General features: G+C 64.8%; 17 protein-coding genes and 1 pseudogene. 13 read left to right on the forward strand and 5 right to left on the reverse strand.

Translation table 11 applies throughout. The features are described from left to right. Window positions 1–315 precede the first annotated feature (315 nt). The 3 genes from J2Y63_RS34360 (at window position 316) to J2Y63_RS34370 (ending at window position 1,765) form a co-directional block, all read left to right on the forward strand. Window positions 316–897: a carbon-nitrogen hydrolase family protein gene (locus J2Y63_RS34360; RefSeq protein ID WP_435269678.1), complete on the forward strand. Its 582-nt coding sequence runs from the start codon at window positions 316–318 to the stop codon at window positions 895–897. Continuing rightward, window positions 891–1,472: an enolase C-terminal domain-like protein gene (locus J2Y63_RS34365; RefSeq protein WP_435269679.1), complete on the forward strand. Its 582-nt coding sequence runs from the start codon at window positions 891–893 to the stop codon at window positions 1,470–1,472. Before J2Y63_RS34360 ends, J2Y63_RS34365 begins: the two co-directional genes overlap by 7 nt. Before the next feature lie 62 nt (window positions 1,473–1,534). Continuing rightward, entirely contained in the window at window positions 1,535–1,765 is a 231-nt protein-coding gene (locus tag J2Y63_RS34370) for a hypothetical protein (protein ID WP_435269680.1), read from the forward strand. A 191-nt stretch (window positions 1,766–1,956) separates the two neighbouring features. Here the strand turns inward: J2Y63_RS34370 and J2Y63_RS34375 are convergent, their stop codons facing one another. From J2Y63_RS34375 to J2Y63_RS34390, 4 genes are read right to left on the reverse strand one after another with little or no spacing between them, the layout of a single operon-like run. Next, entirely contained in the window at window positions 1,957–2,484 is a 528-nt protein-coding gene (locus J2Y63_RS34375) for a sarcosine oxidase subunit gamma family protein (protein ID WP_435269681.1), read from the reverse strand. Then, entirely contained in the window at window positions 2,477–5,443 is a 2,967-nt protein-coding gene (locus J2Y63_RS34380; RefSeq protein WP_435269682.1) for a sarcosine oxidase subunit alpha family protein, read from the reverse strand. The genes J2Y63_RS34375 and J2Y63_RS34380 overlap by 8 nt, the downstream gene beginning before the upstream one ends. Next, window positions 5,440–5,709 carry a sarcosine oxidase subunit delta gene (locus J2Y63_RS34385; protein WP_435269683.1) on the reverse strand — a complete coding sequence of 90 codons (270 nt, stop codon included), beginning with the start codon at window positions 5,707–5,709 and terminating at the stop codon, window positions 5,440–5,442. The genes J2Y63_RS34380 and J2Y63_RS34385 overlap by 4 nt, the downstream gene beginning before the upstream one ends. Window positions 5,710–5,732: 23 nt before the next feature. Beyond that, window positions 5,733–6,983 (reverse strand): sarcosine oxidase subunit beta family protein, encoded by a 1,251-nt coding sequence (locus J2Y63_RS34390; RefSeq protein ID WP_435269684.1) that lies wholly within the window; start codon window positions 6,981–6,983, stop codon window positions 5,733–5,735. 95 nt (window positions 6,984–7,078) lie between these two features. On the opposite strand from J2Y63_RS34390, the gene J2Y63_RS34395 reads away from it, so the two are divergent. Next, the gene (locus J2Y63_RS34395; protein ID WP_435269685.1) at window positions 7,079–8,038 is read left to right on the forward strand and encodes a GlxA family transcriptional regulator; all 960 of its coding nucleotides are present in this window, start codon (window positions 7,079–7,081) and stop codon (window positions 8,036–8,038) included. Here J2Y63_RS34395 and J2Y63_RS34400 read toward each other — a convergent pair. Further along, entirely contained in the window at window positions 8,035–8,928 is an 894-nt protein-coding gene (locus tag J2Y63_RS34400; protein ID WP_435269686.1) for a LysR family transcriptional regulator, read from the reverse strand. The two genes, J2Y63_RS34395 and J2Y63_RS34400, sit on opposite strands and share 4 nt — an antisense overlap. A 99-nt stretch (window positions 8,929–9,027) precedes the next feature. On the opposite strand from J2Y63_RS34400, the gene J2Y63_RS34405 reads away from it, so the two are divergent. From J2Y63_RS34405 to purU, 9 genes and pseudogenes are all read left to right on the forward strand, one after another. Continuing rightward, a complete protein-coding gene (locus J2Y63_RS34405; RefSeq protein WP_435269687.1) occupies window positions 9,028–10,479 on the forward strand; it encodes an aldehyde dehydrogenase family protein in 1,452 nt (483 codons plus the stop codon). A 4-nt stretch (window positions 10,480–10,483) separates the two neighbouring features. Next, window positions 10,484–11,479: a membrane dipeptidase gene (locus J2Y63_RS34410; protein WP_435269688.1), complete on the forward strand. Its 996-nt coding sequence runs from the start codon at window positions 10,484–10,486 to the stop codon at window positions 11,477–11,479. Beyond that, window positions 11,476–13,170: a hypothetical protein gene (locus tag J2Y63_RS34415; RefSeq protein WP_435269689.1), complete on the forward strand. Its 1,695-nt coding sequence runs from the start codon at window positions 11,476–11,478 to the stop codon at window positions 13,168–13,170. Before J2Y63_RS34410 ends, J2Y63_RS34415 begins: the two co-directional genes overlap by 4 nt. After that, window positions 13,167–13,748 (forward strand): DUF3726 domain-containing protein, encoded by a 582-nt coding sequence (locus J2Y63_RS34420; protein ID WP_435269690.1) that lies wholly within the window; start codon window positions 13,167–13,169, stop codon window positions 13,746–13,748. The genes J2Y63_RS34415 and J2Y63_RS34420 overlap by 4 nt, the downstream gene beginning before the upstream one ends. A gap of 10 nt (window positions 13,749–13,758) precedes the next feature. Beyond that, entirely contained in the window at window positions 13,759–14,757 is a 999-nt protein-coding gene (locus J2Y63_RS34425; protein ID WP_435269691.1) for an Ldh family oxidoreductase, read from the forward strand. A gap of 108 nt (window positions 14,758–14,865) precedes the next feature. After that, window positions 14,866–15,870 carry a glycine betaine ABC transporter substrate-binding protein gene (locus J2Y63_RS34430; RefSeq protein ID WP_435269692.1) on the forward strand — a complete coding sequence of 335 codons (1,005 nt, stop codon included), beginning with the start codon at window positions 14,866–14,868 and terminating at the stop codon, window positions 15,868–15,870. Window positions 15,871–15,988: 118 nt separating this feature from the next. After that, window positions 15,989–16,861, forward strand: coding sequence for an ABC transporter permease (locus tag J2Y63_RS34435; RefSeq protein ID WP_435269693.1), 873 nt, complete (start codon window positions 15,989–15,991; stop codon window positions 16,859–16,861). A gap of 4 nt (window positions 16,862–16,865) precedes the next feature. Further along, complete coding sequence (locus J2Y63_RS34440; protein WP_435269694.1) at window positions 16,866–18,011, forward strand: quaternary amine ABC transporter ATP-binding protein; 1,146 nt, start codon at window positions 16,866–16,868, stop codon at window positions 18,009–18,011. A 35-nt stretch (window positions 18,012–18,046) separates the two neighbouring features. Further along, window positions 18,047–18,406 (forward strand): annotated as a pseudogene (gene purU / locus J2Y63_RS34445) (formyltetrahydrofolate deformylase); the annotation flags it as partial.

Here is an 18,406-nt window from a genome sequence, read left to right on the forward strand (position 1 = left end):
GGCTCTCGCTCAGCAGAAACAAATCACTCATCACGGTCTCCTTCCAGAAACCGTGAATCACAGCTCAAACCAAATTAATAGGTCCTGAGCCTAGGCTATCAGGCGTTTTCGCGAAAATTTGCCCGAGTATCATCGGCGAAAAGCGAAATATTCCATAAAATATAGCGCCGCTGCCTGTCGGGGATACCTGCTATCCCTCGGCTCCTATCGGAGGACCTCTTCATGCTCGCACGCCTCCGCGCAAACCGATCCCCGAAATTCCTGACGAGGACTGGGATTTGGAAAACGCCATCAGCGTGAAGAAACACCCGTCACATGATGGTGGCGGCGGTGCGCGACTTGCGCCAGCTCGTGAACACGCCCGGCCCGACCAGCCACATCGTCAACATCACGTCGGTCGATGCATGCGCCATCGAACAGGATGGGCCTGAGCTGGAACAGGTGCGCCTGCTTTGCGCCAAGCATTCAATGGAGGTCGTTGTCGGCTTTCTGGAGCGGGTCGGGCCGAAGCTCTATAATGTAGCGGCAATCATCGGGCTCAGCGGCGTGACCGGCATCCACCGCAAGCCTCACCTGCCGTTCCTTGGCGCAGATCGCTTCGTGGACGAGGCCGAGGGTGTCGATGTTTCGGTCTTCGAGACGGCGGTGGGCAAGGTCGGCGTGGCGATATGCTACGAGGTTCGCTTTCCGGAGGTCTCGCGGACGCTGGCTTTGGCGGGCGCTGATTTCATCGCATTGCCGACGAACTGGCCTGTCCGGTCCGTCCTTCTCGCCGACTGTAGCCAAGCCCACGCGGATTGCCAAGCGGGTTCTCGACAAGCGCGACTACCTCGTCGTGTACGCGCGGCGGCGCGGTTGCCGCAAAGATCGTTGCCGAACTCCTCTCGCCCGTGCTGATCGGCGCCGATGCCCATTGGGACCGCATGTATCAGGAGACACTCCTGACCGGCCGGCAGGGGATCGCGCTGCGCGCGATTTCCGCCGTCGACATGGCGCTATGGGATCTTGCGGCGAAACGCAGGATTTTACCGCTGGCCGTCATGCTGGGCGGCGCAGTGAGGCTGGTACCGGCCTATGCGTCTGGCGGATGTTATCGGCCGGATGACGGGGAATGGGCCAAGGCTGTCCATCGCGAAATACGGTTCAACGTCGAGCATGGCTTTTCGGACCACAAGATCAAAGTGGGTGGGCTCTCGATCAAGGAAGACGCCGACCGTGTGAGGGCGGCGATCGATGCTATGGATGGTCGAGGCAGGCTCGCGCTCGATGCGAACAATGCCTACCGCGACTTCAGTGAGGCGTTGCACGCGGCACGCGTTTTCGAAAAGGCGGCGGGAGACGACGGCCTCTGGTGGTTCGAGGAGCCTCTTTCACCCGACGACTATGCCGGGCATGCTGAACTTGCCCATAGGCTGGAAACCCCGGTAGCGACAGGCGAGATACACCAGACACGCCACGAGTTCCGCATGTAGATCGAACAGCGTTCTGCAGACATACTGCAGCCAGATGTTAGCGTGCTCGGCGGTGTCAGCGAATGGATCCGCGTAACGCGCTCCGCGGAGAGGTCGAACATTTCCTGCCTGAGAAGGACATTTACAATTTCGAGCTTCTTGTGACGCCGGAAACACGCCAGGTCTATAAAGACGAGCAACTGATTCTCACCGATCGGGCGGGATGGGGGTTCCAATTTGATAGGGCGGTGCTGGATGAATTCACTGTTGAGCACTTCACGTCCAGCCGACATATCAGCAAACTCATCTCCTAGGTGCACGATGCAGGCTTCCAGTGTTGCGTGACTAAGTGCCGTCGGCAAACACTTGTGAAATTTGAAGGGCGTGCCGACGGTTCAAGTTGGATCAACACCTTGGTGTATTCGGGTCACCACTTCGAGCCGGTGCAACGGTCAGCTATAAGGGCGGGATTATCGAGGCATGACAGTTCGGCTAGAACATCGCGCTATACGAATTCTTCGCACATACCGGCGAGATCGATCCAGCATGCCTCCGCCAATCCACGCAGGACTGCAATCTCGAAATCCTCCACGTCATGGCGCGTGAGGTGGGCCGCGATATGGCCGATCAGGGTCGCGACGGATCTCCCGGGCGGAAAGGCACGCTGATTAAAGTCGACGGCGGTCCCCTTCGCCAGGACCTTCACGGCCATCGGTCCCTCCAGCCGCATGCGCACGCGGCCATGGCTGTGATCTATACCGCTTGCGTGCGGTTCGAGTGCGGCAAGCAGTTGCTTCCTATCGGCATGGCGCGTAGGCTTATCGCCGATGAGCAGCCACTGGCCGGGTGAAAGGGGACGTGCCGCCAATCCAGATTCATTGGCGAGCCGTTCGACATTTGCCGTCTGGTCCGGTGCGCCGGGGCCGACAATCATCTGCAGCACCGTCCCCTCGGGAAGCGGTGAGAGACGGATGCCGTGCGAGACGAGAGGCGTGCGATCGGCGAGGGCGGGCAGGGCGCGAAGATCAGGCATGGAGCTTCTCGTTGCTGGGATCGAAGAACACGGGCGGGCAGAGCCGGGCGGAGGTGAATTCGCCATTGAGGCCATTCCAGACTAGGACCTCCTCGCCGTGCCGCTCGTCCCCGCGTTTGACCAGCGCCAGGCCTATCGTCGAGCCGACATGCGGGGAATGGGCGCTGGACGTCACATAGCCCTGGTCGTTCTCCAACGTCGCCGCCGCGTTCTTGGCGAGGATATGTGCGCCGGTGCGAAAGGTGTCGGCAGGGTCGAGCGGCACGATGCCGACGAGGCGCGGCCGGTCGGGTGCGGCAAGGCCTTCGCGTTGCAGCATGGCTTTGCCGATGAAGTCCGGCTTGGCCAACGAGACCATTTTACCAAAACCGAGATCGGCGGGTACCACCGTCCCGTTAATCTCGTTGTGGGTGACATGGCCTTTTTCAATGCGCAGCACGCTCAGTGCCTCGACGCCGTAGGGCATGAGGCCTTCCGTCCGACCTGCCGCCATCAGCGCCTCCGCGACGCTGTCGCCATAGGCTGCGGGTATGGCGAGCTCATAGGCGAGCTCGCCGGAGAAGGAGATGCGGAACAGCCGGCCGTGCAAGGCGGCCCCGAAAAGCGAAACCTCGTGCGCCGCCAGATACGGGAAGGCTGCGTCCCCGATATCCTCGTCGATGATCGCCTGCAGTATTTTGCGGGATTTCGGCCCGGCAATCGCCATCTGCGCCCATTGGTCGGTGACGGAGGCAAGGCGCACATCGAGGTCCGGCCAGAGCGCCTGGGCGCAGAATTCCAGATGGTTTATGACGCCCGCCGCATAGGCGGTGGTCGTCGTCATGAGAAAGCGGTTTTCCTCCAGCCGGCTCGTCGTGCCGTCGTCGTAGATCATGCCGTCCTCGCGCAGCATCAGGCCGTATCGCGCCTTTCCGATCGGCAGCTTCAGGAAGGCGTTGCAATAGACGCGGTTGAGGAATTCGGCTGCACCGGGACCGCAGATTTCGATCTTGCCGAGCATCGACACGTCGCAGAGGCCGGCATTCCTGCGCACGTTGACGACTTCGCGGGCGACGCTTTCGCGCCAATCTTTCTCGCCGGTGCGGGGGAACCAGGCGGAGCGATACCAAAGGCCGGTTTCAACGAAGACCGCGCCATGCCTGGCCGCCCAGCCATGAAGCGGAGAGCGGCGGACGGGCTGGAAATGCTCCCCGTGATGAGCGCCAGCGAGCGCACCGAAGGACACTGGGGTATAAAACGGGCGGAAGGTGGTCGTGCCCACCGCGCCCGGCGAAAGGCCGCGCGCCTCGGCGAGAAGTCCGATGGCGTTGACGTTGGAGAGCTTGCCCTGGTCGGTCGCCATGCCGCCGGTGGTGTAGCGCTTTGCAAGCTCGACATGGCCGTAGCCTTCCTTGACCGCGAGGTCGAGATCCTTGCGATGTACGTCGTTCTGATAATCGACGAAAGCCTTTCCCTTGCCGCCGGGGATTGACCAGAGAGTTTTGGCGGGGGCCGACACAGGCACATCGCCTTCGACCGTGCCGAAGGCGACCGGCGTTGCGGTAAAACCGAACGTGGCCACCAGGTTGGCCCCCCGCCGCGCGCCGTCGTCTAGGCAGGCCGCAAGTCCGTCGATGCCGCGGGCCGCACCGGCGGGCGTGAGGCCGCCGAGGTTGGCCGGCGGCAGGAAGCCGGCCTTCTCATCCGACCAGACCGGCCTGCCGCCGCGGTGGCAGGCAAGATGGATGACCGGGCTGAAGCCGCCGGACATGGCGAGCGCATCGACCTTCAGCCGGTCCGTGCGGCTGCCGCTGTGGATATCGATGGCGGTGAGGCTCCTGCCGCCATGGGCGTCCGTGACGACGGCATCGCGCAGCACACGTGCCTTGCCGGCATAGGTCGCGCCGCCCGCCGCCCGCGGGTCGACGATGGCCGAAACGCGGACGCCGCGCGCCTCCAGGTCGGCGGCCAGCTGGTAGCCGCTATCGTTGGCGGTGAAGATCGCCGTCGTCCTGCCGGGGGCAACGGCGTAGCGGTTGAGATAGGTTCGCATGGCGCCGGCCATCATCACGCCGGGAATGTCGTTTCCGCCGAAGACAAGCGGTCGCTCCTCCGCGCCGGTTGCCAGGATTGTGCCCTTGGCGACGATGCGCCAGAGACGCTCGACCGGCCGGGACGGCGACGGTGTCGCGATATGCTTCTGCACGCGTTCGACTGCACCGAAGACATTGCCGTCATACCAGCCGAAGACGGTGGTGCGCGTCAGAAGGGTGACATTGGGCAGCGATCTTAGCTCCGTCGCGCAGGCCTCGGCGAAGGCGGATGCTGGCGTTCCGCCGATGATTGCGGTCTCCGAAAGCAATGAGCCGCCGGCCATGGCGTGTTCATCGGCGACAATGACCCTGGCGCCGGCGCGGCCGGCTGTCAGCGCCGCGGCGAGGCCCGCCGGCCCGCTGCCGACGACCAGCAGATCGCAATGCGCCCAGCACTTGTCGTAGCTGTCCGGGTCGGCCTCGTGCGTCGCCCGGCCTAGGCCGGCAGCTTTTCGGATGAAGGGCTCGTAGACCTTCTCCCAGAACGGCGCGGGCCACATGAAGGTCTTGTAGTAGAAGCCGGCGCCGAGGAACGGCGAGGCGAGGCTGTTGAGCGCGCCGATATCGAAGGCGAGCGACGGCCAGCGGTTCTGGCTGCGGGCTTCGAGGCCGGCATAAAGCTCCTGCATGGTCGCGCGGGTGTTGGGCTCCGTGCGGCCGCTGCTGCCGATGGTCATCAGAGCATTCGGCTCCGCCGCGCCTGATGTCAGAATGCCGCGCGGGCGATGATACTTGAAGCTGCGGCCGACGAGACGGCGGCCATTGGCGAGAAGTGCTGAGGCGAGGCTGTCGCCTTGGACGCCCTGCATGGCCTTGCCGTCGAAGGTGAAGGAAAGGGGTTGGCCGCGGTCGATCAAGCCGCCCTGCGGCAAACGATAGGAGGTCATGTGGCTTGTCCTTTCGCGGCGGCATCCTGGGAGGTGTTGACCTGATGGGTTACGGTATCGCGGCAGACGACCAGCCAGCGGCGGCAGCCCGCAGTGTGGTGCCAGTATTCCTCATAGGCGCCACGCGGGTTCTCCCGGAGATAGACGTAGTGGAACCAACTGTCCGGGTCGGCGTCGGGTGCGGGGCGCGCCAGCGCCGCGCCCTTGATGGTGAATTCCTCTTTCGGTCGTGATCCGCAATGCGGGCAGGGCACAAGGCTTGCCATGTCGAAGGTCCTCGATCGGTTCGTCAGTGGAGGTTGGGCTGGGCGCCCTGGCCCTTTTCGTCGAGAAGATGGCCGCGGCGGAAACGGTCGAGGCGGAAGGCCGCCGCCTTCTCGTGCGGCGTGCCGCGCGCCAGAAGATGGGCGAAGCAGAAGCCGGAGGCGGGCGTCGCCTTGAAGCCGCCGTAGCACCAGCCGGCATTGAGATAGAGATTGTCGATGTGGGTGCGGTCGATGATCGGCGAGCCGTCCATCGACATGTCCATGATGCCGCCCCACGCCCGCAGGACCCGCACCCGCGAGAGCGCCGGGATCATCGCCTTGCCGGCCTCTGCGACATGCTCGACGGTCGCGAGGTTGCCGCGCTGGGCGTAGGAATTGTAGCCGTCGATGTCGCCGCCGAAGACGAGCCCGCCCTTGTCGGATTGCGACACATAGAAATGTCCCGCGCCAAAGGTGACGACGCCGTCGATGAAGGGTTTCAGCCCCTCGGACACGAAGGCCTGCAGGACGTGGCTTTCCAGCGGCAGCTTGAGATCGGCCATGCGGGCGACCTCGGAGGAATTTCCGGCCGCCGCCAGCGCCAGCTTGCCGCAGCCGATGAAGCCGCGGCTGGTCTCGACGCCGGTAACGCGGCCGTTCTCACGCCGGATGCCGGTCACTTCGCAGCCCTGGATGATGTCGATGCCGCGGCTGTCGGCGCCGCGCGCATAACCCCAGGCCACCGCATCGTGGCGCACGGTGCCGCCGCGCCGCTGCAGCAGCCCGCCCTTGATGGGAAAGCGCGCATTGTCGAAATCGAGGAAGGGCACCATGCGGCGCACCGCCTCCCGGTCCAGTAACTCGGCATCGACGCCGTGCAGGCGCATGGCATTGCCGCGCCGCGTGAAGGCGTCGCGTTGGGCGTCGGAATGATAGAGATTAAGCACGCCGCGCTGCGAGACCATGGCGTTGAAGTTGAAATCCTGCTCCAGCCCTTCCCAGAGCTTCATCGACAGCTCGTAGAACGGGTTGTTGGCGGGCAGCAGATAGTTGGAGCGGATGATCGTCGTGTTGCGGCCGACATTGCCGGAGCCGATGTAATTCTTTTCCAGCACCGCCACATTGGCGATGCCGAATTCCTTGGCGAGATAATAGGCGGTCGCCAGCCCATGTCCGCCGCCACCGACGATGACCACGTCGTAATGCGGCTTCGGTTCAGGCTGACGCCAGGCAGGCGTCCAGTCGCGGTTGCCGCGAAGGCCGTTCCAGAGGAGGGAGAAGGCTGAGTAGCGCATGGCATCGCTCGTCGAAAAGAAACTGGTTGCTTTTCGTAGCAGCGGCGGGCCTGCCTATATTGCATGATAAGGACAAATTCGGATAGATTTGGGCCATGCCCCTGCCAGACACCCGCAACCTCCAGCGCATCGGCTTTGTGCTCGTGCCGAATTTCGCCCTGATGTCCTATGCCTCGGCGAGCGAACCGCTGCGCGCGGCAACCCTCATTGCCGGCACTCCGCTTTACGACATCGTACCGCTTTCGGCGGACGGCCTGCCGGTGCGCAGTTCCGCTGGACTGGAGATCGCCTGCGGCCGGCTCGCGGATCTCGGCGGCGCCTGCCACACGCTGCATGTCTGCGCCGGCAGCAACCCGGCCGACTGGCGGGACAGCGCCGCGCTGCATGCGCCCCTGCGAAAGTTCGCCCGCGACGGGGTGCGCATTGGCGGCATTTCGAGCGGCGCGTATATCCTGGCCGCCGCCGGTCTGCTGGAAACCTGCGACTTCACGATCCATTGGGAGCATGCGCCGCTGCTGCGCGAGACCTTTCCGCATCTCTCGCCGCGCCCGGCGCGCTTCGTTGTCGATGGCGGGCGCGTGACCTGCGGCGGCGGCGTAGCGCCGCTCGACATGATGCATGCCGTCATCGCCGAGCGCATGGGCGCGGATTTCGCCCGTCGTGTCAGCGACTGGTATCTCCATACCGCCGTCGCCGAATCGGCCGATCCCCAGCGCGGCTCGGCGGCCGAGCGTTACGGCACCCATCATCCGGCGCTGCTGACGGTGCTGGAGATGATGGAGGCGTCGATCGAAAATCCGCTCGGCCGTCCTGAAATGGCAAGACTTGCCGGCATCAGCCCGCGGCATCTCGACCGGCTTTTTCTAACCCATCGCGGGGAAAGTTTTCTCAATACTTACCGCGCGATCCGTCTGGCGCATGGTCGCCGGCTCCTGGAGCAGAGCCCGCTGTCCATCGCCGAGATCGCCTATGCAACTGGCTTTTCCAGCGCCGGCCATTTTTCCCGCGCCTTTAAGGCCGCCTATGGACAGACACCGGCGGGTGCGCGACGCTAACCGCCGAGCTGCTCGGAAACCAGGACCGGGATTTCCTTCAGGGCGAAGGCGCGGAAGGCGGCAGCGACCGGAGAAGGCGGCACATCGCGCCGTTCGACAAGCCCTACCTGACGGCTCGCCGTAGTATCGCCCAGGTCCAGCGCCGCCACGCCCTCATAGGCCCCATACATGGTTAGCGAAGGCAGAATGGTGAGGCCGAGACCCGCCTTCACCATCGCGACGAGCGAGGTGACGTTGTAGACGGTGATCAGCGAAAGTGCCGAAATCTGCTTATAGTCTTCCGCATCGATCCTGTCGGAAGCGCCGTTGCGGATCAGCGTTGCAGCCTTGAGGTCGCTCCACTCGACGGGCCGATCCAGGCGGCAAAGATCGTGGTCGTCTTTGCACAGCAACTTGAACCGGTCGGAGAAGAGCGGCGTGAATTCCACCCCGCCGCCTGTGCGGCTTTCGCCGGCGATGCCGATATCTGCGACGCCGCTCTCCACCATCCGCCGTACCTGCGCGGTGTCTATGTCGAAAAGCTCCACCTGCACCTGCGGCCGGGTTTCGAGAAACCGTTGCAGGATCGGCGGCAGCACGTTCATTGCCACCGATGGCACGGAGGCGATGGACAGGCTGCCGATGCGGCTGTGCGCGAAGGCGCGCATGATGCTGACCGACTTGTCGAAGCTGCGGATCTGTTCGCGGCCGAGATCGAGCATCAGGTTGCCGAGCGCCGTCAGGCTGTTCTTGCGGTCGGTCTGGAACAGCGGCCCGCCGATCTCTTCTTCCAGCTGTTTCAGTGTCATCGACACGGCCGAGGCCGTGCGGCCGACGGCATCGGCCGCGTCCTTGATGTTCCCGCTCTCCGCCACCGTCACGAAGACCCGCAATGCTTCCAGCTTGATCATAGCACCAACTTCAATTCTTCTGAAATTGATAACAGAAATATCCGCTTGATTGAAGTGCTGTGCTGGCGGATTTTCGTCTCAACAGAATGGAGACCGCACATGGCAGAACGCTACGCCAACCTGATCGGCGGCAAATGGAGGCAGAGCGAGCGCTTCCACGAGAACCGCAATCCGTCTGACGTCACCGATCTGATCGGCCTCTATGCGCAGGCCGATGCAGCAGACGTCGATGAAGCCGTCGCCGCCGGCCGCGCCGCGATGCCGGCCTGGCGGGCAACGGGCCTCGAGCAGCGCCAGGCGATCCTCAACCGCATCGGCATGGAGCTGATGGACCGTTCCGCCGAGCTTGGCGAACTGCTGTCGCGCGAAGAGGGCAAGCCGCTGGCGGAAGGCCGCGGTGAGGTGTTTCGCGCCGGCCAGTTCTTCACCTACTACGCGGCCGAGGTGCTGCGGCAGCTCGGCGAGAACGCGGATTCCGTGCGCCCGGGCATCGAGATCGACATGCGCCGCGAGCCCATGGGGCTGGTCGCCATCGTCTCGCCATGGAACTTCCCGACCGCCACCGCCAGCTGGAAGATCGCGCCGGCACTCGCTTACGGCAACGCCGTCATCTGGAAGCCGGCCAACGAGACACCGGCGTCCGCCTTCGCGCTCGCCGACATCATCCACCGCGCCGGCCTGCCGGATGGCGCATTCCAGCTGCTGATGGGGCCGGGCGCCGTCATCGGCAACGGGCTTGCCCGCCATCGCGGCGTCGATGCCATCACCTTCACCGGTTCCTACGAGGTCGGCTGCCAGGTCGCAGTCGCGGCCGCCGCAAACCTCACAAAGTTCCAGTTGGAACTCGGCTCGAAGAACGCGCTGCTCATCATGGACGACGCCGATCTCGACCTTGCCGTCGCGGCCTCTATTGGCGGCGGCTATTCCGGCACGGGGCAGAAATGCACGGCTTCCTCGCGGCTCGTCGTGCATGAGAAGGTCCACGACGTCTTCGTCGAAAAGCTTGCTGCCGCCGTCGCCGCGTTGAAAGTGGGGCATGCGCTCGCGGATGGCACGCAGATCGGCCCGGTGGTGAGCGAACGCCAGCTTGCGACGAACCTCGCCTGGGTGGACCGCGCCCGCGCTGCCGGCGCGGAAGTTGCGGTGGGGGGCGAACGCCTCCAACTTGCCCATGACGGCTTCTATATGGCACCGGCGCTGCTGACCGGCACCACCAACGCCATGGATTTCAACCGCGAGGAAATGTTCGCGCCCATCGCCGCGGTGCAGACGGTCTCTTCCTATGAGGAGGGGCTTTCCATCGTCAACGATACGCGCTTCGGCCTGGTTGCCGGCATCTTCAGCCGCTCGCTTGCGCGCACCACGCATTTCCGGCGCCATGTCGAAACCGGCTGCGTCACCATCAACCTGCCGACGGCGGGGACGGACTATCATGTACCCTTCGGCGGGCGGAAGGATTCGAGTTTCGGTTCACGCGAGCAGGGCCGTTCGGCGGCCGAGTTCTACACTCAGGTCAAGACCGCCTATATCCGGGCGGGGGAGCCGGAGTAAGGCCATGGACGCAGAGATCGCCAGCCCCCTCGTAGACTGCCTGCAATATGCCAACTGGAGCCCGAGCGTCTTCACCGAGATGCGGGCCGGCGGCGTGCATGCCGTGCATGCCACCATCGCCTATCACGAAAATTTCCGCGAGACGGTGGCCAACATCATCGCCTGGAACCGCCATTTCGAGCGTCACCCGGATCTCATCTTCCCCGGCCGCTCCGGCAGCGATATCGAGCGCGCCATGCGGGAAGGGCGCACGGCCATCTTTTTCGGCTTGCAGAACCCGTCGCCGATCGAGGATGACATCGGCCTCATTGAGGTCTGCCACATGCTCGGCGTGCGCTTCATGCAGCTCTCCTACAACAACCAGTCATTGCTTGCCACCGGCTGCTACGAGGGGGAAGATCCGGGTATTACCCGTTTCGGCCGGCAGGCTATCGCCGAGATGAACCGGGTCGGCATGGTCATCGACATGAGCCATTCCGCCGAACGCTCCACGCTGGAGGCAATCGAGATTTCCACGCGCCCGATCGCCATTACCCACGCCAATCCGCACTGGTGGCATCCCGCACTGCGCAACAAATCCGACGCCGTGCTGAAGGCGCTGGCGCAGTCGGGCGGCATGCTCGGCCTGTCGCTCTATCCGCACCACCTGAAGGACGGGTCGAACTGCACGCTGGAAAGCTTTTGCGCCATGGTCGCGGAGACGGCGTCGCGCTACGGCGTCGAGCATGTCGGCATCGGCAGCGATCTGTGCCAGGACCAGCCGGATTCCGTGGTGACCTGGATGCGCAACGGCCGCTGGTCGAAGGCGACGGATTACGGCGAAGGATCGGCGGCAGCGGCGGGCTTTCCCCGGCAGCCGGCGTGGTTCGGCAGCAATGCGGATCTCGGCAACCTGCGCCACGGCTTGCGCAATGCCGGCTTCTCCGAAGAGGAGGTCGGCGGCATCATGGGCGGCAACTGGCTGCGGTTCTACACCGCGTCCTTCGGGCCGATGCCATGACCAGCCGGGCGCTCGACCTCACGACAGGACCGGTGCCGGCGCTGCGTTCACCGGACGTCGTCATGCGTCTGCGGCGGATGGGCGCCTCCTTCCCGACGCGGCTCAGCTTCCTGCGCAGCCTGATCCGCCGTCTTGCCGCAAGCGGCACAAATGTCCGCCGCTCGGTCTGGAGCATGGACGATGCGGGTTTCGGCGATGCGGTCTACACGCTCACGCTCGGCGGGCATGATTACAGCCTTGTCGCCTTCTCCTGCCCGCTTCCCGACGACCAGCGCTCCGACCGCGTGATCGCGGAAGCCTGGGATACGAGCTACGTGCTCTATGACGGCATTCCCGACGCAGCCGAGATCGACCGGCTGCGGGCGAATGCGCCGCGGCAGGAGGCGGGGCGGTTCGGCCCACGCGATCTGGTGCTGAGCCGCGCCAACAAGTCCGTGCGTTTCTTCGAGCATGTCGCCGACAGCCTCGCCCACGGCCGACAGCCGGATCGGCAGCGCCTCGGCGAAGTCGGCTATCTGCTGCGCACCACCGCCGTCTACGGCAACGGCAAGTTCGGCATTGCCGATCGTTTCGTGCTGGCGGCGCGCGAGGGGCTCGACGGCCCCTTCCAGGCGGAGATGCTGACCGTGTGGCTGATCCGCGAATTCTCCCACGATCTGGTCGAGCACGTCGCCCGGTGCAGAGCCTCGGAAACCTTCGTGCCGCTCGCGCCGGACCTGCGCCGCCATATTGGTGTCGGCAACTCCACCGGCCTCGGCATGGCGCCGTTCCTGGCGAACCATCCGGTGCTTTTGAACAACTGGGTCCTCGCCCGCGAGACCGCCTTGGCGCGGGTTCGGGCGAAGCCCTATCTGGATGCGGCGGCGCTGAACCGGCTCGCCGATCTCTGGCGGCAGGCGGCGCTGCATCTCGATCAATGGTCGGTCGAGGACGCTGCCTTGATGGCGCGTATCCTGCTTCTCCGCAGGGAATGGGCGCAAGCCGAAGGCTGGATCGATCCGGCAAGGCTGCTGGCCACCTCGTTCCCGGTCGCCTCGTTGCTGGACCGGTCGCAATCCCTGTCCGTCGATTTCCAGGAATTGCTGGCCGCTCTCATCATTGAAATGGCGGGCGCGGAGAACGACGACCTTGCGGACGGCATGGCGGCCGCGCGGGAAGGGGCGTTTGAGCCGGGCATGCGGGTCTCAGCCCTTCGCGGGCTCCTGCGTGATCACTACGGCTGGGCCATGGCCATCGCCTTCGACGCGCCGGCCGAAACCGCCCAGTTCTGGTATGTCTCGGAGGAGAAGCTGGAACCCCGCCTCGGTCGTCGCGCCACGGAGCCCGGCGCGGATCTGGAACTGCCGCTCGATATCGCCCGGCAAGTGCAGCGGCTTGAGGCCGACCTTGCGGATGCGCCGGACGGGCAGACCGTCGCCGTTTTCCTCGCGCGTTTCCCGCAGCATCGTCACGTGGTGCGCCGCATCCAGACGACGGCGGCTGCGCCCTATGCGGAAATCCGCGACAACCTGCTGTCGGATCGCTGCCTGCCGATCGACATGCTGCGCTGCAAGCTCGCCTTCTTCGGCGCCTCGAAGTTCGACCCGCGCTCGGATCGCTGGACCCGCATCACGCTTTTCCAGGGTGCGCCGACGGCCGGCGAGATCACGGCCGGCGAAACCGACGATTGCTGGCTTCCGGTGCTGCCATGACGACGATCCTTCTTTCCTACAACGAAGTGCAATCGCTCGCCCGCAAGGCGGCCAGCGGCGCGGGCCTGCCCCATGGCGTCGCGGAAGAAATCGGCCACGCAGCCGTCTGGCTCTCGGCGCGCGGCGTCGATGCCATCAGGATCGTCGTCGATGCCCTTGGCGATGATGCACAGGGCAGGCAGGCCGTTCTCCGGGATCAAGCGGCCATCGATGCGCTGTGCTGCGGCGAGACCGCACAGGTCTTGCCCGCAGATCATGCACACGGCCTGTTGCTGATCGGCCTTGCCGGCGCGGCGGCGATGGATACGGGGCTGAACCTCGCCGTGCAGCAGGGAAATGGCGATGTCGCCCCACTCGCTCGGGTGAGCGATGTCGGCGGCCTGTTGCCCACCATGAAGACCTTGCGCGTTATGCCTGACGATGCCGCGCCCCCCGCCTGCTCCGGAACGCCGCGGCCAACGGCGACCGATGCCGGGGCCTACGCCGCGGCGCTCGCTCTGGCAGCCAGGACCTACGTGCCGGCCTCGGACCTGTCGCGCGCCCAGGGCGCCGGCGCTGGCACCACCGACAACGATTGAGGATGTTTCTATGACGGACCGGATGATGACGCTCGCCGCGATCGAGCACCTGTGTCTGCGCGCCTTGGTGGCCGCGGGCGCCAGCAAGCCCAATGCCGCCGCCGTCGCCCGCTCGACAATGCTGGCGGAGCGCGACGGCATTCGCAGCCACGGGCTGCTTTATGTGCCGATCTATGCGGAGCATGTGCGCGCTGGCAAGGTCGATGGCATGGCGCAACCGGCCGTGTCGCGCCCGCGTCCCGGCGCGGTCGTCGTCGATGCGGCAACCGGCTTCGCCCATCCGGCAATCGATGCCGGCTGGGCGAAGTTCATCACCGCTGCGCGCGAAAACGGCGTCGCCGTGATGACGGTGTTCAACTCCTACAATTGCGGCGTGCTCGGCCATCACGCGGAGCGCATCGCCGAAGCCGGCCTGCTCGGTCTCTGCACCACCCATGCGCCGGCCTCCATTGCGCCGCCGGGCGGCCGCGCCCCGGTCATCGGCACCAATCCCTTCGCGCTCGGCGTTCCCGATGGCGGGGGCGGGGCAGCACTCGTGCTCGACCAGTCGGCGAGCGTGGTCGCGAAATCGGAAATCCTTCTGCGGTCCCGCGAGGGCAGACCCATCGAGCCCGGCTGGGCACTTGATGCAGAGGGCGCGCCGACGGTGGATCCGGCCGCCGCGCTCAAAGGGTCCATGCTGCCCGCAGGCGGGCACAAGGGCTTCGGTGCCGGGCTTCTCGTCGAGATCCTCGCCTCCTGCCTGTCTGGGGCGGTGCTCAGCAAGGATGCCAGCCCGTTTTCCGGCACGGCGGGCGGTCCGCCGAAAACCGGCCAATGTTTCATCGCCTTCGACCCTTCAGCCTTCTCCGAAGGGTTTTCTCAACAGGTCGCAAGCCTGCTCGGCGCCATCACCACGCAGGACGGCGCGCGGCTTCCCGGTGGCCGCCGGAGGGCGGCACGCAAGCACACCGAGCGCGACGGCGTGCCTGTCGATGCGGCGCTGATCGAGCGGATCGAGGCGCTTTAACGCTAAAGTTTTTCTGAAATCCGGATCAGTTATTTCGGTTTGATAAAAGTGGCCGCTTTCGACATCGTAATTGTCAAGACCACCACAACCACAACAAAGGGAACGGACATGAAGATCAAGACATCCATTCTTGCGGGCGCCTGCCTGTCCTGCATGGTTCTCGGCGGCAACGCCGCCCAGGCTGCGGAATGCGGCACGACCGACCCCATCACCGTCGCCGAAATGACCTGGCTTTCCGCCGGCACGCTCGCCTATGTCACCAAGGCGATCCTTACCGAAGGCTACGGCTGCAATGTCCAGATTGTGCCCGGCGACACGGTGCCGACCGCCTCCTCCATGCTGGCCAAGGGCGAGCCGGATATCGCTCCGGAGCTCTGGGTCTCCACCGTCAAATCGACGTGGGACCAGATGCTGGCGAAGGGCACCGTCTACAAGGCGGGCGATATCTTTGCGAGCGGCGGCCAGGAGGGCTGGTGGATCCCGGATTATGTCGCCGAAGCGCATCCGGAAATCCGCTCCGTCAGCGACCTCAAGGACAATTGGAAGGTCTTCGAGGACGAATCGAACGCCGGCAAGGGCCGCTTCTATGCCTGCCCGCCCGGTTGGGGCTGCGAGATCATCACCAACAACCTCGTCAAGGCGCTCGGCCTCGAAGGGACCTACGAGATTTATCCAACCGGTTCCGGCGCCAACCTGAAGGCAACCATCGCCCGGCAGGTCTCGCGCAAGAAGCCCTTCATCGGCTGGTACTGGGGTCCGACCGAGGTGATCGGCAAATACAAGCTGAAGGTGCTCGAGATGCCGGCCTATGATGCGGCCAAGTTCACCTGCCTCACCGATGCCAAGTGCGAGAAGCCGGAACTGACAGGCTGGGCGATCGGTGAAGTCGCCGTGGCCGCAACGACCAGCCTCAAGGAAAAGGCCCCTGCCGTCGCCGAGTTCCTGTCGAAGATGCAGGTGCCGAACGCCGAGATCAGCGATGTGCTGGCCTGGGGCGACGACAACAAGGCCTCGCCGGAGGAGGTCGCGACGTACTTCTTCAAGAACTACGAAGCGATCTGGACCAAGTGGGTGCCGGCCGATGTCGTCGAGAAGGTCAAGGCCTCGCTCTGAGGCCCATCTTGTGAGACCGGCGCAATCCTCCCGGTTGCGCTGCCCTTGCAAACTTCCTTTGCCGATGGTTCGCGCCGCGTTGTGGCCGGCAAGAGATGTATTCTGAAAGGCTTGTGCCGTGGCAGACAATTTCCCCGAGCTCATCGACATCCGCGGTCTCCGCTTTGCCATCGACGATGGCTTCAGCTGGGTCGTGGCGAACTATGGCGACATGTTCGAGCGACTGCTGATGCCGCTGCTCAAGCTGCTCAGCGGCATGGAGACTTTCCTGCAATGGCTGCCCTGGTACGTCACCATCGCCGCGATCGCCGCCCTGACCTATTCCGCATCGCGCAGCCTGAAGGCGACCGCCGGTGCCGCGGTCATGCTTGTCTTCATCGGCGCGCTGGGCCTGTGGAACGACGCCATGGCGACGATCGCGCTCATGCTCGCCGCAACGGTGGTGGCCGTCGTGGTCGGCATTCCGCTCGGCATCGCGATGGCGCGCTCGGACTGGCTGCGCTCGATGGCGCTGCCGCTGCTCGACATCATGCAGACGCTGCCGATCTTCGTCTATCTCATCCCCTTCGTCATGCTGTTCGGCCCGGGCAAGATCCCGGCCATCCTCGCCACCGTGTTCTTCGCCATTCCGCCGGTCATCCGGCTCACCGATCTCGGCATCCGCCAGGTCGATGGCGAGGTGGTCGAGGCGATTACCGCCTTCGGCGCGACGCCGCGGCAAAAGCTCTTCAAGGTGCAGATTCCGCTCGCCCTGCCGACGATCATGGCCGGCATCAACCAGACGACGATGATGGCGCTCTCCATGGTGGTCATCGCCTCGATGATCGGTGCGGGCGGCCTCGGCTATCAGGTGTTGCAGGGCATCCAGAGGCTGGAAGTCAGCCGCGGCCTCATCGCCGGCATCGCCATCGTCTTCCTCGCCGTGATCTTCGACCGCATCGCCCAGTCCTATGGACGGCGCGCCCAGAAACATCTTGCCAGCGGAGAGTGAGGCCGTGACCGCTTCCGATGTGAAAATCCAGGTCGACAAGGTCTACAAGATTTTTGGCGACCGCCCGGACGATGCGATCGCCGAGCTGCGCGCCGGGGCGCAAAAGACCGAGGTCTTGCAGAAGACCGGCTGTGTCGTCGGTCTCAAGGACATCGACTTCTCGATCCGCAACGGCGAGACCTTCGTCATCATGGGCCTGTCGGGTTCGGGAAAATCGACCCTGATCCGCCACTTCAACCGGCTGATCGAGCCCACCGCCGGTCGCATTCTGGTCGGTGGCCGCAACATCATGGAGATGAATGCGAAGGAGCTTCTCGCCTTCCGTCGAAATGGCATTTCCATGGTGTTCCAGCGCTTCGGCCTGCTGCCGCACCAGACGGTGCTGGAAAACACGATCTGCGGGCCGATCCTGCAGGGCGTGAACCGCCGCGAGGCGGTGGCGCTCGGCATGGAACAGCTGGAACTCGTCGGGCTGAAGGGCTTCGAGAACCGCTTCCCGCGGCAGCTTTCGGGCGGCATGCAGCAGCGCGTCGGCCTCGCCCGGGCGCTGGCGACCAAGGCGGACGTGCTCCTGATGGACGAGGCCTTCAGTGCGCTCGACCCGCTGATCAAGAGCGACATGCAGGAGCAGCTGAAGGACATCCAGGCGCGGCTGAAGAAGACGATCATCTTCATCACGCACGATCTCGACGAGGCGCTCCATCTCGGCGACCGCATCGCCATCCTCAAGGACGGCGAGTTGCGCCAGGTCGGTACGGGAGAAGAAATCCTGTTCCGCCCGGCCGACGATTATGTCGAGCGCTTCGTGCGCAAGGTCGACCTGTCGCGGGCGATGTATGCGCATGAGGCCTTCACGAAGGTTCCGGTCCTGACGAGCGCCGAGGCGACCCCGGAACGCTCGGCCGCGCTGTTGCGGGAGCATCCGGGCGTCGTCGTCACCAATGGTGTCGCACCCCGCCTTCTCGCGCGCGGAGCGACGGGCGAGGCGATCGCGGTGGCGTCCGTCGATGCCGGTGCCGCCATCGGCCAGTGCTTCCCGCTGCTCGCCGCGCAGGACGCCATCCTCGTCACGGAGGGCGGCGCGGCGACGGGCATGCTGACACGCGAAATGGCCTTCAAGGCACTGGCGCGTTCGGCACGCCCGGTCTGAGGCGCGACGGCGCCACATCCAAGAGAAAAGAACCGATGAAGAGCCATGTGCTGACCGTATCCTGCCAATCGACCCGCGGCATCGTCGCCGCGATCACCGGCTACCTCGCCGAGAAGGGGTGTTATATCTCCGACAGTTCGCAGTTCGACGACCTGGTGACGGGCCTGTTCTTCATGCGCCTCACCTTCCTCTCGCAGGAAGGCGTGTCGGAGGAGGAGATCAAGTCCGGCTTTGCCGCCGTCGGCAAGAAATTCGCGATGACCTACCGCTTCAACGACAGCGACGAGCGCATGAAGGTGATGCTCATGGTGTCGCGCTTCGGCCATTGCCTGAACGACCTGCTCTACCGCTGGAAGATCGGCGCGCTGCCGATCGACATCGTCGGCGTCGTCTCC

The sequence above is a fragment of the Shinella sp. BE166 genome, assembly GCF_051201095.1.
GTDB lineage: Bacteria > Pseudomonadota > Alphaproteobacteria > Rhizobiales > Rhizobiaceae > Shinella > Shinella lacus.

Excerpts from the sequence above, each read along its gene's own strand:
- J2Y63_RS34430 (WP_435269692.1), top strand. The coding sequence starts at position 14,866 with ATGAAGATCAAGACATCCATTCTTGCGGGCGCCTGCCTGTCCTGCATG.
- J2Y63_RS34380 (WP_435269682.1), bottom strand. The coding sequence starts at position 5,443 with ATGACCTCCTATCGTTTGCCGCAGGGCGGCTTGATCGACCGCGGCCAA.
- J2Y63_RS34390 (WP_435269684.1), bottom strand. The coding sequence starts at position 6,983 with ATGCGCTACTCAGCCTTCTCCCTCCTCTGGAACGGCCTTCGCGGCAAC.
- J2Y63_RS34415 (WP_435269689.1), top strand. The coding sequence starts at position 11,476 with ATGACCAGCCGGGCGCTCGACCTCACGACAGGACCGGTGCCGGCGCTG.
- J2Y63_RS34370 (WP_435269680.1), top strand. The coding sequence starts at position 1,535 with ATGGATCCGCGTAACGCGCTCCGCGGAGAGGTCGAACATTTCCTGCCT.
- J2Y63_RS34395 (WP_435269685.1), top strand. The coding sequence starts at position 7,079 with ATGCCCCTGCCAGACACCCGCAACCTCCAGCGCATCGGCTTTGTGCTC.
- J2Y63_RS34410 (WP_435269688.1), top strand. The coding sequence starts at position 10,484 with ATGGACGCAGAGATCGCCAGCCCCCTCGTAGACTGCCTGCAATATGCC.
- J2Y63_RS34405 (WP_435269687.1), top strand. The coding sequence starts at position 9,028 with ATGGCAGAACGCTACGCCAACCTGATCGGCGGCAAATGGAGGCAGAGC.
- J2Y63_RS34400 (WP_435269686.1), bottom strand. The coding sequence starts at position 8,928 with ATGATCAAGCTGGAAGCATTGCGGGTCTTCGTGACGGTGGCGGAGAGC.
- J2Y63_RS34425 (WP_435269691.1), top strand. The coding sequence starts at position 13,759 with ATGACGGACCGGATGATGACGCTCGCCGCGATCGAGCACCTGTGTCTG.
- J2Y63_RS34375 (WP_435269681.1), bottom strand. The coding sequence starts at position 2,484 with ATGCCTGATCTTCGCGCCCTGCCCGCCCTCGCCGATCGCACGCCTCTC.
- J2Y63_RS34420 (WP_435269690.1), top strand. The coding sequence starts at position 13,167 with ATGACGACGATCCTTCTTTCCTACAACGAAGTGCAATCGCTCGCCCGC.
- J2Y63_RS34385 (WP_435269683.1), bottom strand. The coding sequence starts at position 5,709 with ATGGCAAGCCTTGTGCCCTGCCCGCATTGCGGATCACGACCGAAAGAG.
- J2Y63_RS34360 (WP_435269678.1), top strand. The coding sequence starts at position 316 with ATGATGGTGGCGGCGGTGCGCGACTTGCGCCAGCTCGTGAACACGCCC.